Annotated in this window: 12 protein-coding genes and 1 pseudogene; all 13 read left to right on the top strand. The window is 34.5% G+C overall.

Going from position 1 to position 13,402, the window contains the following annotated elements; translation table 11 throughout:
• Window positions 1–117 precede the first annotated feature (117 nt).
• Window positions 118–1,203 carry a dTDP-glucose 4,6-dehydratase gene (rfbB, locus tag D9734_RS09070; protein ID WP_130206911.1) on the top strand — a complete coding sequence of 362 codons (1,086 nt, stop codon included), beginning with the start codon at window positions 118–120 and terminating at the stop codon, window positions 1,201–1,203.
• Window positions 1,203–2,102 (top strand): dTDP-4-dehydrorhamnose reductase, encoded by a 900-nt coding sequence (rfbD, locus tag D9734_RS09065; protein WP_130206909.1) that lies wholly within the window; start codon window positions 1,203–1,205, stop codon window positions 2,100–2,102. Before rfbB ends, rfbD begins: the two co-directional genes overlap by 1 nt.
• Before the next feature lie 58 nt (window positions 2,103–2,160).
• Window positions 2,161–3,039, top strand: coding sequence for a glucose-1-phosphate thymidylyltransferase RfbA (gene rfbA / locus D9734_RS09060; RefSeq protein ID WP_105280193.1), 879 nt, complete (start codon window positions 2,161–2,163; stop codon window positions 3,037–3,039).
• A gap of 4 nt (window positions 3,040–3,043) precedes the next feature.
• Entirely contained in the window at window positions 3,044–3,595 is a 552-nt protein-coding gene (gene rfbC, locus D9734_RS09055; RefSeq protein WP_130206907.1) for a dTDP-4-dehydrorhamnose 3,5-epimerase, read from the top strand.
• The gene (gene rffA, locus D9734_RS09050; protein ID WP_130206905.1) at window positions 3,592–4,725 is read left to right on the top strand and encodes a dTDP-4-amino-4,6-dideoxygalactose transaminase; all 1,134 of its coding nucleotides are present in this window, start codon (window positions 3,592–3,594) and stop codon (window positions 4,723–4,725) included. The genes rfbC and rffA overlap by 4 nt, the downstream gene beginning before the upstream one ends.
• Window positions 4,726–4,794: 69 nt before the next feature.
• A complete protein-coding gene (locus D9734_RS09045; protein ID WP_130206903.1) occupies window positions 4,795–6,315 on the top strand; it encodes an oligosaccharide flippase family protein in 1,521 nt (506 codons plus the stop codon).
• Window positions 6,312–7,229, top strand: a complete 918-nt coding sequence (locus D9734_RS09040) for a WavQ (protein ID WP_130206901.1) — start codon at window positions 6,312–6,314, stop codon at window positions 7,227–7,229. Before D9734_RS09045 ends, D9734_RS09040 begins: the two co-directional genes overlap by 4 nt.
• Window positions 7,230–7,333: 104 nt before the next feature.
• Window positions 7,334–8,254: a glycosyltransferase family 2 protein gene (locus D9734_RS09035; RefSeq protein WP_130206899.1), complete on the top strand. Its 921-nt coding sequence runs from the start codon at window positions 7,334–7,336 to the stop codon at window positions 8,252–8,254.
• 67 nt (window positions 8,255–8,321) lie between these two features.
• Window positions 8,322–9,365, top strand: coding sequence for an EpsG family protein (locus D9734_RS09030; protein ID WP_130206897.1), 1,044 nt, complete (start codon window positions 8,322–8,324; stop codon window positions 9,363–9,365).
• 83 nt (window positions 9,366–9,448) lie between these two features.
• Window positions 9,449–10,390: a glycosyltransferase gene (locus tag D9734_RS09025; protein ID WP_130206895.1), complete on the top strand. Its 942-nt coding sequence runs from the start codon at window positions 9,449–9,451 to the stop codon at window positions 10,388–10,390.
• A gap of 13 nt (window positions 10,391–10,403) precedes the next feature.
• Window positions 10,404–11,543, top strand: coding sequence for a glycosyltransferase family 4 protein (locus D9734_RS09020; RefSeq protein ID WP_130206893.1), 1,140 nt, complete (start codon window positions 10,404–10,406; stop codon window positions 11,541–11,543).
• Window positions 11,544–11,968: 425 nt separating this feature from the next.
• The gene (locus D9734_RS09015) at window positions 11,969–12,547 is read left to right on the top strand and encodes an acyltransferase (protein ID WP_130206891.1); all 579 of its coding nucleotides are present in this window, start codon (window positions 11,969–11,971) and stop codon (window positions 12,545–12,547) included.
• A gap of 244 nt (window positions 12,548–12,791) precedes the next feature.
• A pseudogene (locus D9734_RS23240) lies at window positions 12,792–13,402 on the top strand (ISAs1 family transposase); the annotation flags it as partial.

The following is a 13,402-nucleotide window of genomic DNA, read 5'->3' as shown; positions in this document are numbered from 1 at the left end:
TACGCAGTGCTCTGGTAGCTGTTAAGCCAGGGGCGGTAGCGTGCATTAATGCATCTATTAATCAAATCTGGAGCAGTCTATTTCACAGCATGCTCTCTGGCTATATGGAATAAAAAAGTGAAGATACTTGTTACTGGTGGCGCAGGATTTATTGGTTCTGCTGTTGTTCGTCACATAATAAATAATACGCAAGATAGTGTTGTTAATGTCGATAAATTAACCTACGCCGGAAATCTGGAATCGCTCGCTGAAATTTCTGATTCTGAACGTTATTCATTTGAGCATGCAGATATCTGCGATGCCGCAGCGATGGCTCGTATTTTTTCACAACACCAGCCAGATGCGGTGATGCATCTGGCGGCTGAGAGCCACGTTGACCGCTCAATAACTGGCCCGGCGGCATTCATTGAAACTAATATTGTAGGAACTTACGTACTTTTAGAAGCAGCGCGCAATTATTGGTCTGGTCTGGATGATGAAAAGAAAAAAAACTTCCGCTTTCATCATATTTCTACTGATGAAGTGTATGGTGACTTACCCCATCCGGATGAAGTAAATAGCAATGAAACGTTGCCGTTATTTACGGAAACGACAGCATACGCGCCAAGTAGTCCGTATTCTGCTTCTAAAGCGTCAAGCGATCATTTGGTTCGCGCATGGAAACGTACTTATGGTTTACCGACAATTGTGACTAATTGCTCGAACAACTATGGTCCTTATCATTTCCCGGAAAAGCTTATTCCACTGGTTATTCTTAATGCACTGGAAGGTAAGGCATTACCTATTTATGGCAAAGGAGATCAGATCCGCGACTGGTTGTATGTAGAGGATCATGCTCGAGCGTTGTATACCGTAGTTACTGAAGGTAAAGCGGGGGAAACCTATAACATTGGCGGACACAACGAAAAGAAAAACATCGATGTTGTGCTGACTATTTGTGATTTGTTGGATGAGATAGTCCCGAAAGAGAAATCTTATCGTGAGCAAATTACTTATGTTGCTGATCGCCCGGGACATGATCGCCGTTATGCAATCGATGCCGATAAAATTAGCCGTGAATTGGGCTGGAAACCGCAAGAAACGTTTGAGAGCGGGATTCGAAAGACAGTGGAATGGTACCTGTCCAATACAAAATGGGTTGATAATGTGAAAAGTGGCGCCTATCAATCGTGGATTGAACAGAACTATGAGGGCCGCCAGTAATGAATATCCTCCTATTCGGCAAAACAGGGCAGGTTGGTTGGGAATTGCAACGTGCTCTGGCACCGCTGGGTAATCTGATTGCTCTTGATGTTCACTCCACTGATTATTGTGGTGATTTTAGTAATCCCGAAGGTGTAGCTGAAACCGTAAGAAGCATTCGGCCTGATGTTATAGTCAACGCAGCCGCTCACACCGCAGTAGACAAAGCTGAATCAGAACCGGAATTTGCACAATTACTTAACGCGACAAGTGTCGAAGCGATTGCAAAAGCAGCTAATGAAGTCGGCACCTGGGTTATTCATTACTCTACTGACTACGTATTTCCGGGGACCGGTGAAATACCGTGGCAGGAGACGGATGCAACAGCACCTTTGAATGTTTATGGTGAAACTAAACTAGCCGGAGAAAAAGCGTTACAAGAACATTGCGCGAAGCATATTATTTTCCGTACCAGCTGGGTATATGCAGGTAAAGGAAATAACTTCGCCAAAACAATGTTGCGTCTGGCAAAAGAGCGCGAAGAACTGGCTGTGATAAACGATCAGTTTGGCGCACCAACAGGTGCCGAATTGCTGGCTGATTGCACCGCTCATGCCATTCGCGTAGCAGTAGACAAACCAGAAGTTGCTGGTTTGTACCATCTGGTTGCTGGTGGTACAACAACCTGGCATGATTATGCCGCTCTGGTATTTGAAGAAGCGCGCAAAGCAGGGATCAACCTTGCTCTTAACAAACTTAACGCCGTGCCAACAACGGCCTATCCCACACCAGCCCGTCGACCACATAACTCTCGCCTCAATACAGAAAAGTTTCAGCAGAACTTTGCGCTTGTCTTGCCTGACTGGCAGGTGGGCGTGAAACGTATGCTCAACGAATTATTTACGACTACGGCAATTTAACAAATTTTTGCATCTCGCTTATGATGCCAGAGCGGGATGAATTAAAAGGAATGGTGAAATGAAAACGCGTAAAGGTATTATTCTGGCTGGTGGTTCCGGCACTCGTCTTTATCCTGTGACTATGGCCGTGAGTAAACAACTCCTGCCTATTTATGACAAGCCTATGATCTATTACCCGCTCTCAACACTGATGCTGGCGGGTATTCGCGATATTTTGATTATTAGTACGCCACAGGATACACCGCGTTTCCAACAATTGTTGGGGGACGGGAGCCAGTGGGGGCTTAATCTACAGTATAAAGTACAACCGAGTCCGGATGGCCTGGCGCAAGCGTTTATCATTGGTGAAGACTTTATTGGTGGTGATGATTGTGCACTCGTGCTTGGCGATAATATCTTCTATGGACACGACTTGCCGAAATTAATGGACGCTGCGGTTAACAAAGAAAGCGGTGCAACGGTATTTGCTTATCACGTTAATGATCCTGAACGCTATGGTGTGGTGGAGTTTGATAATAACGGTACGGCAATTAGCCTGGAAGAAAAACCGCTGGAACCAAAAAGTAACTATGCGGTTACTGGGCTTTATTTCTATGACAATGACGTTGTGGAAATGGCGAAAAACCTTAAGCCTTCTGCCCGTGGCGAACTGGAAATTACCGATATTAACCGTATTTATATGGAACAGGGACGTTTGTCTGTCGCTATGATGGGGCGTGGCTATGCATGGCTGGATACAGGGACGCATCAAAGCCTTATTGAAGCAAGTAACTTCATTGCAACAATTGAAGAGCGTCAGGGATTAAAAGTATCCTGCCCGGAAGAAATTGCTTATCGTAAAGGGTTTATTGATGCTGAGCAGGTGAAAGTATTAGCCGAACCGTTGAAGAAAAATGCTTATGGTCAGTATCTGCTCAAAATGATTAAAGGTTATTAATAAAATGAATGTAATTAAAACTGAAATTCCTGATGTGCTGATTTTTGAACCAAAAGTCTTTGGGGATGAACGTGGCTTCTTTATGGAAAGCTTTAATCAGAAAGTATTCGAAGAGGCAGTGGGGCGTAAGGTCGAATTTGTTCAGGATAACCATTCGAAATCAGTTAAAGGTGTTTTAAGAGGATTGCATTTTCAAATTAAACCTTATTCTCAGGCAAAATTAGTTCGCTGTGTTAAAGGTGAAGTTTATGATGTCGCTGTTGATATGCGTCCTGACTCAAGTACATTCCGTAAATGGGTTGGTGTATTCCTTTCAGCGCGAAATAAAAAACAATTATGGATACCCGAAGGCTTTGCTCATGGTTTTGTAGTAATTAGTGAAGAGGCCGAATTTCTATATAAAACGACCAATTATTACATGCCAAGTGCCGAAGGTTGTATCAGATGGAATGATCCTATATTGAATATTGACTGGCCAATAAAAAGTAATGAACTTATCCTATCGGATAAAGATAAAAATGCTGATTTTTTTTTGGAGAATAAGGAATGCAGATGATACCTTTTAATAAACCGTATCTTCATGGAAATGAGTTGAAATATATTTCAGAAGCTGTGTCGAATGGTAAGATCTCAGGTGATGGAATTTTTACAAAAAAATGTCATGATTTTTTTCAGGAAAAATATGGATTTCAGAAAGCGCTTTTGACTACTTCCTGCACAGACGCGCTGGAAATGGCAGCAATTCTGTTAGATATCAAGCCTGGCGATGAAGTTATAGCACCTGCTTATACCTTTGTTTCAACTGTAAATGCTTTTGCTCTCAGAGGTGCAAAAATAATTTTTGCTGATAGTTATGATGATAATCCAAATATGGACCCAGAATCTGCGAGTAAACTTATCACAAATAGAACAAAAGCAATAATCGTTGTGCACTATGCAGGTGTAGCATGCGATATGGATAGATTTTTAGAGATTGCTAAAGAATACGGGATTCATATTGTTGAGGATGCTGCCCAGGCAATTGATTCATATTATAAAGATAGACCGCTAGGCAGTATTGGTACATTTGGGACATTTTCATTTCATGAGACCAAAAATATAATATCAGGAGAAGGAGGATTAATTGTTTTAAATGATGGTGAATATTCTCATCGAGCAGAAATTATCAGAGAGAAAGGAACTAATCGCGCCTCTTTCTTCAGGGGGGAAGTCAATAAATATGGATGGGTTGATATAGGTTCTTCTTTTCTTCCATCGGATATAATAGCCGCTTATCTTTATGCACAATTGGAGAATATTGAAACCATTCAAAATAAACGAAAGGAATTGTGGAATGAATACTATAGTAACCTAAATGATTTGGCTAGTTCTGGATATATTCAACTTCCTAAAATACCGGAATACGCAACCAATAATGCACATATGTTTTATATACTGTGCCATGATCTTAAAAAACGCTCTGAACTTATCTCTTACCTTAAAGAAAATAAAATACATTCTGTTTTTCATTACCTATCATTAAATAAAAGTGAATACTATATTAAACAAAATGAAAAGGTTAATTTGAAAAATAGTGACAAATTTTCAGATTGTTTGCTCAGACTACCAATGTATTATGAGTTGGAGAGTAAGCAGGTTAACTATATTTCGGAAAAGATAACTGAATTCTTTAAAAAAAATGCTTGAAATAAAGTGGTGGTATTATAACCACCACTTTATGCTCTGGAGGAAGTCATATATTATGAAGTATGGTTTATGAATAAACAAGTTAAGATTTTAACCTACATATATAGCGTAAGGATATATTCCGCATTAATTACAATTATTCTTATTCCAATACTGATAGATATAGTTGGATTAGAGACATATGGTCTAATTGGATTTTTTACAGTTCTTCAGGCTTGCCTTAGTATCTTGGATGCTGGCTTGGGAAGCGTAATAACTAGAGAAGCAATTATTTCTAGGAAAAATCAAGAAACATATAAAAAATTTAACATACTATATAAAAAAATAGTTATGTTTTTTTTAGTTGTGTCATTTTTATTAGCTATCATTGGTTGGTGGATAAGTGAGCAGTATAGTGCTTCATGGCTAAATACACAACTGGATAGAGGGATGGTTGTTTTTTGTACAACATTGATGTTTTGGATATTTGCATTACGTTATATGCAAGGGCCATCTCGTAGCATACTACTTTCTAACGAATCACAAGTTACATTGACAACTATTAATTTATTCAGCATTACACTATCTCAACCATTAACGATATTTTTAATGAAATACTTTAATGAAGGGATTGAGTTTTATTTTTCGATGCAATTGATTTCATCGGCTATTAGTTGTGCTTTAATGGTGTTGTGTAGTGAGAAAATAAGAAAAACAGGATTATTATTATGTCCACCAAAAGAAAATAATATCGAACTTAGTGATACATCAGTTAAGAAAATAATAGGATTCGCGCTACAGTTGTCAACTTTATCAATTTTATGGGTTTTGGTTAATCAATCAGATAAATTAGCACTAACCAAATACAGTACATTGACCGAATATGGCATTTACAGTGTGGCGGTATCAATAATAAGTGTATTAGCTATATTGAGTGACCCACTAAATCAATATTTACAACCCAAGCTAACAAGATATTATCATCAAAAAAACTTAAAAGCATATTCTGAATTGTTTAGCAATTCATTGATATTTATATTTATCGTTACAATACCGCTAAGTGCATTTTTGGTTTTTTATAGTAAGGATATTATATATATATGGAGCGGTAATGAAACATTATCAGTAAAAGCTGCCAACTATTTACCATGGTTATTTATAGGTGGAGTATTTTCAATATATTCCAATTTTGTGTTTTTACTGTTATATAGCTTTGGTGAACTAAAGAAACATACTATTGTCTATGCACTATTTAGTATTATCGTAATCCCGGTAAATATCTTTGTTGCAAAAAAATATTTTGGAGAGGGAACATCTATTTTCTTTGGTGTAAGTTCTGCTTTTTTATTTTTATTATGGGGCGGGTATAATTTTGCCAAGTTCTTTATCAAAGGATTACGGATTATATATTTATATATCATTCCTTTATTTTTGATAGAGTTGATATATTTTAAGTTTTCTACAAAATTTCAATATGAGCATGGTGTTAAATGGATTTTATTTGTACAACTATTTTTAGTGGGCTTTGCAGGGCTTGTGTTTGCTATTGTTCACTGTATGTTGATAGCGAAAAGAGTTTCACAAATTTCATTAAAGATTACTGATAAATGAATATATATATATATACAAACTCATATGATGAAAATAGCGGCGGTTCTGTGGTTTTGCATCGGCTATGTCATATAATTAACAAATACAGTACTCATAATGCATATTTAGTTAAATTAGACCCATTTTATTATGGAAGCAGAACAATTAGGAAGTTTCTATCAAAATTAAAATGGGAGCTTTATGGTAAATTTAAGTTTAAAACTAATAATGAGTGGGATACTCCTGTTTGGCTAAAACTAAATAATTTTCCGTCAGATTCTGTGGTGATCTATCCTGAAATAATTAATGGTAATCCTTTAAAAATAAAAAATGTTGTAAGGTGGCTGTTACATCAGCCAGGATATCATACTAATATTGTGGACTATGGAAAAAATGAACTCTATTTTAAATTTAACTCAGCGATTAATGACTTTTATAATGAGGGATCTTGCTTAGCATCAAATGAGTTAAAGGTAATTTACTATCCGATTCAGATATACAACAATAAAGTAAGTCAAGAAAGGGATATAGAATGTTGTTATCTTATTCGGAAAGGTTCTGACAAAAAAATAGTTCATCCCCCAAATTCAATAAAAATTGATGGTTTAACACATCAACAAATAGCGAATATATTTAAACGAGCACAAAAATTTATTTCTTATGATGATTATACTGCATATTCTATATTTTCTGTTCTATGTGGTTGCCCATCATATGTTGTACCAACAGAAGAGCAAAGTGTGAACGACTGGTACCCTAATGAAAGCGACCGTTATGGGATAGCTTATGGTTTTACTGAAGAACAAATTAATTGGGCAGAAAGGACCAAAGATAGAGTCTATAGTCATATAGTAGCTGAACATAATAAATCAATAGATAGAGTTATTAATTGCTTGCAAGAAATTGAATTTTTTTTTGGTAATAGCAAATTGTAAACTAGTTACATATAACATAATCTATGTTGGTTTGGTTAAGTTTTACTAATGGATTGACCGTTGTATGATTTAATACATTGCATCTAACTAGTGATAGGAAAAACATGATAGAACAAGGTAAGTATATTATTGCGATTGTGATTCTTTTCAGGCCGGAAACTAATCGGGTACATGAATTATTAAGAACAACAATTGTACAAGTTGACAAAATTGTACTTGTAGATAACACGGATGATCCGAGTTTTATTATACCTGATGCAGAGTTTGAATCATACGAAGATAAAATTGAGCTCTATCGTTTAAACAACAATTTGGGTATTGCAAAAGCTCAGAATATTGGAATTCAATATGCCAAGCAATCGAAGGCATCACATATTTTATTTTTGGATCAAGACAGTATCCTTCCAGAAGATATGGTTAATACGTTGCTGTTGAGTGAACGTTCTCTTATAAATGACGGAAAACAAGTAGCTGTACTTGGTCCAGCATTTAAGGATGAGAAAACTGGAAAGATAACAGGAGCAATCCATATAAAACCTTTTCAGAAAACAACATTGCTCCAAGGCGTACACCCGATAGAGACTGATTTTCTAATTTCCTCAGGGAGTTTGATTAGAATGGAAGTCCTGGAAAAAATAGGTGTTATGGATGAGTCTTTGTTTATAGATTTTGTCGATATTGAATGGTGCGAACGTGCGAAGAAAATGGGGTTAATATCTTATGTAGTGCCAAACATTGTCATGATGCACAATATTGGAAATGAAGCGAAACGTGTATTTGGGAAAAATGTGATAATGCATAGTGATTTTAGACATTATTTCATAGTGAGAAATTCAATATATCTAGTTCGTAAAAATAAAATATCATTCAATCATCGTGTATATTTGTTTTTTAAGTTACCATTATTTATAATTGTACATACACTTAGTGCATCTTCAAAATTAAAGAAAATCAAGTTGTTAGCGATTGCAATAAGAGATGGTGTAACAGGTAAAATGGGGAAAGGTTACTTCTCTAATTCTTGATAATATATTGGCAATTAAAAACTAATGTTAAGCTATATTAACCATTTTATCGTGAAATGAGATTGTAATGTTTTTATACCTATCAATATTTATAAGCATCGCTGCACTATCATTTCTTCCTGCGCAGAAACTCTTGCTAAAAGCAATAATGATATTCTTGTTTTTAATGTGTGCATTTCGCGGCGAGTCTGTCGATAGGGATTATGCAAACTATATCATGTTGATTTTTGATTCGGCAAATAACTTATTATTTCCAATAGAGCCATCATTTAAATTGATGAGTTTTATTGCAATCAATGTATTTAATGCCTATTTAATTGTTTTTGTCGTTTTTGCGCTGATATCAATTTCATTAAAATATAATGTAATTAAAAAATGTTCACCTTTTTTATTGCTATCAGTGCTCGTGTATTACTCTAATACTTTTTTATTGCAAGATATGACTCAGATAAGGGCTGGGGTTGCAGGTGCTATAGTCTTATATTCGGTATTGCAGTATGCTAAAAAGACAAAAGCCATAGAATTTGTCATATTGATCTCTCTTGCAGCAACATTCCATATAACTGCATTATTATTTCTTGTTGTTTTATTGTTTGATCCATATGCTGTTAGCCGAAAATACATCATTATTTATTTTTTAATGCTATTTGGTGCGTATTTGTCTTATTATTTGGGGGTGAACTTTTTAACTGTAATAAATTTTATCCCTATTTCTTATGTACAATATAAGTTCAGTGATTATATTAACCAAAGTCAAGGTGCTGATTTTGTCCCTGTTAATATTTTTTCTGTAATGCAAATATTACATCTGCTTATAGTTACACTTTCTTTTGTTATTGCTCGGGAAAAATTATTGATAGGTAAGGGGGTGCTTTTTTTAAAAATCTATTCTTTATCCCCGCTTGCTTTCATTGTTTTATCTTCACTGCCAGTTTTTTCATTACGTGTTAGTGAACTTTTTTCTATCAGTGAGATAATATTACTTCCATCCTTAGTCCTCCTTTTCAAGCAAAAAAATTTTGCAAAACTAGTCGTCGTTGGCATATGCTTTATCATGTTTTATATAAATATTTATCATCTTGAGATTTTAAAAGAATACTCGGTTCTGTAGATTTGGATAATATCAGATATAAGTAAAACCTGAGTTTTATTCAGTATGTGAAATACAATTAATGTTGATGATATAGGAAAAAAATGAAATTAAAAAAAATGGCTATTTTATTATCGAGTTATAATGGTGAAAAATATATTAGAGAGCAACTGGAGTCGATAATAAAGTGCTATAGAGATTTCGATTTGCATATTCATATACGAGATGATGGTTCTGTTGATTCAACATGTGAAATTATTAAAAACTATATGTCGCAAAATCACTCCATATTTTTGTATGAAGGTGAAAATGTTGGGGTTATAGCTAGTTTTTTGTGGTTGGTTAAGAAAGTTGAGGATTATGATTACTACGCCTTTTGTGATCAGGATGATGTATGGGATCCCCTTAAATTGATTGCTGCAACAACTAAGATTGCACAATATGAGCAAAATACAGCAATAGGCTATTGCTCTTCGTATAATTATGTTGATGATAAATTGAATTATATAGGTTGTTATGATTCTCATAGTGATTTTTCGCTGAATAATATATTGATTGAAAATTGTGCACCTGGTTGTACTTTTGTTTTCAACCAATATTTACGTAAATTATATTTAGATTTAGATTTAGAAGAGGAAAATATTGCCAATCGGATTGTTATGCATGATTGGTTTTTTTTAATACTGGCAAAAATATCCGGCATATTAATATATGACCACAACAGTTATCTCAGTTATAGACAGCATGATAATAATGTTGTAGGCATAAAATCAGGATTTAAAAATATTTTTCATAATAGAATAAGGCAATTTAAAAAAAATAAAAAAAATGGAAGCCATCTTTTATTGTTTCAGATGGAGTTGATTTCTTTATACTGTTTAAGACATAACAAAAAAGAAGCGTATGCAATGAGTAGAGATTTTGTTGAATGCCAAGATAGTTTAGTAGGTAGATTGAAGTATGTTCTTGCGAGGCGTGTAAAGAGAGTAAAATTTATGGATGATGTATTTTTTAAAATTTTATTTGTTACTGGATGGTTTAAGTAAATAAGGATTAAATATGTCTCGTAAAAATGGTAAACATATATTGCTTGTGGCAAATACACTTTGGTCAGTCTATAATTTTCGGAAAGGATTGATAAAAAGTTTAATTGCAAAAGGATATGAAGTTACTGTCGTTGCTCCAGCAGACGATTATATAGAAAAAATCAAGAGCTTAGGGTGCCATTTTGAATCAATTTCTGTTTCATCTCAAGGAAGAAATCCATTTAAAGATTTAATGCTGTTGTTGAAGTTGATAAAAATATATAGGAAAATAAAGCCTGACTTTATTTTTCATTATACCATCAAACTAAATATTTATGGCTCGATAGCGGCTGGTATTACTAATTGCAAATCTATAGCGATAACTACAGGACTTGGTTTTGTATTTAACAAAGAAACACTTCTAACTAAGTTCATTACTCATCTATATGCGTTTTCATTTCGTTTTGCAAAAGAGGTATGGTTTTTGAATGAGGATGATAGGGATGTCTTTTTAAGAAAAAGAATAATAAATAATAATAAATCATTCATTTTGGCAAGTGAAGGTGTTGATACTGATTATTTTAGCCCCAAACAAGTTTTGGAACAGATAAATTCTGATGATAATATTATATTTCTTCTTGTAGCCCGAATGCTCTGGGAAAAAGGTGTTGGTGTATATGTTGATGCTGCCGAGCTTTTAAAAGCTGAGTGTCCCAATGTTAGATTTCAATTGTTAGGCGCTTGTGATAGTCATAACCCTGGTGCCATTACAAGACAAGAAATTGAAAATTGGCAACTTAAAGGCATAGTTGAGTATTTAGGTGTAGAAAATGATATTAGACCACATCTAATGAGCGCTGATTGTATAGTTTTACCTTCATTCTATAGAGAAGGAGTACCTCGAGCATTAATGGAAGCATCATCAATGCGCAAGCCAATAATCACCACTAACAACGTAGGCTGCAAGGATGTTGTAGTCGATGGTGAAACGGGATTTATTTGCAATGTACGTGATCACATTGGCTTAGCGAATGCAATGCGTAAATTTATTGCGCTTACGTCACAAGAAAGAATAAATATGGGCTACGCAGGGAGAGAGTATATTATTAGAAAATTTGACGAAAATAAAATAATTAAAATGTACCATAACACATTAGAAAAATATTTATCTTAAAGTATTTGGAGGTTAATTCCGTTGCTTGGTTAGTTATTGATAACTTGTTTGTCAAATATGCATTAAAATTTATGTTGTGAAATTGTTTTGGTTATGATTATATGTTGAATGCAATTTCGTGATGTTTTATTTGTGGTTAATGACTATTGTATTTTTAGATGCGTTTTTGGTTCAATATTCTATTGACATTACTAATTTTTCTTTATATATATTGAAGATCGTTATGCGCACGCTACATTTTATTCGTAATAAATCATTTGCTTTTCATATGATACTTCAGTGATATAATTTTATTGTAACTTAGATTTCTATGATTTCATACATTTTTAATCTAGTAGTTGTTTTTTTGAGTCTACTATTAGGATTTAATGCTTGAATTATTATTCAAAAGCATTAATTATATTTTTAATATATTGGGGTGAACTATGTCATTTTTGTCTGATTTAGAACTTAAAGAATTAGGTTTCAAAAAAATTGGTAAAAATGTAAAGATTAGCAGCAAGGCTTCAATTTACAATTCTGAAAATATTGAAATTGGGGATAACTCAAGAATTGATGATTTTTGTCTATTATCCGGAAAAGTTACGGTAGGAAAGAATGTACATATTGCGGCATTTTGCAATATTGCTGGAGGTATAGAAGGTGTAACACTTGGTGATTTCTCTGGACTAGCATATGGTTGCCACGTCTTTTCTCAATCAGATGATTATACTGGGCGTACTATGACTAACCCTACGATACCCAAAAAATTTAAAAAGGAAATAATTAAGCAAGTTGTAATTGGTAAGCATGTCATAATTGGTACAAATTCATTAGTATTTCCTGGTGTAACAATTGAAGAAGGATGTTCAGTCGGAGCTATGACGATGGTGACAAAATCTACCAAACCTTGGGGCTGTTACTTCGGTATTCCTGCAAAAAGGATTAAAGAAAGAAAAAAAGATTTACTGGAGCTTGAACTGCTTTTTAATAAAGAATCAAATAATTCTAAACAAAGTCAGTAAAATAATTTAATATTTGAATTCTGCTGAATGGTTATTATTGAGACGGTAGTCAGGTAAAGGCATTTTATATGTAGTACAACCTCAAGGAGAGAACATAAGTAGCATACTTTTTATACTAAATAATTCGTATTTTATGTTCAAGAATTGAGTGATACTTCATTGCTTAAAATTGTTTTTCACAGCTTATATGTGATCAAATACTCTTTATATAAATAAGGAGAATAAAATGGAACTTGAATAGTTGATGGAACATATTTCTATTATCCCTGATTACAGACAAGCCTGGAAAGTGGAACATAAAATGTTGGATATTCTACTGTTGACTATTTGTGCCGTTATTTCTGGTGCAGAAGGTTAGGAATTGGGGAAACACATCTCGGTTTTTTGAAGCAATATGGTGATTTTGAAAATGGTATTCCTGTTCACGATACTATTGCCAGAGTTGTATCCTGATCTGTCCTGCAAAATTTCACGAGTGCTTTATTAACTGGATACGTGACTGCCATTCCTCAAATGATAAAGACGTCATTGCAATTGATGGAAAAACGCTCCGGCACTCTTATGACAAGAGTCGCCGCAAGGGAGCGATTCATGTCATTAGTGCGTTCTCAACAATGCACAGTCTGGTCATCGGACAGATCAAGACGGATGAGAAATCTAATGGGATTATCGCTATCCCTGAACTTCTTAACATGGTGGATATTAAAGGAAAAATTATCACGACTGATGCGATGGGGTGTCAGAAAGATATTGCAGAGAAGATACAAAAACAGGGAGGTGATTATTTATTCGCTGTAAAAGGAAATCAGGGGCGGCTTAATAAAGCCTTTGAGGAAAAATTTCCACTGAAAGAAT

Source organism: Escherichia sp. E14S1, from assembly GCF_004211995.1.
In the GTDB taxonomy this organism is placed as follows: domain Bacteria; phylum Pseudomonadota; class Gammaproteobacteria; order Enterobacterales; family Enterobacteriaceae; genus Escherichia.
Note: the sequence above shows the minus strand (reverse complement) of the source record. Positions and strands in the feature narration are given on the sequence as shown.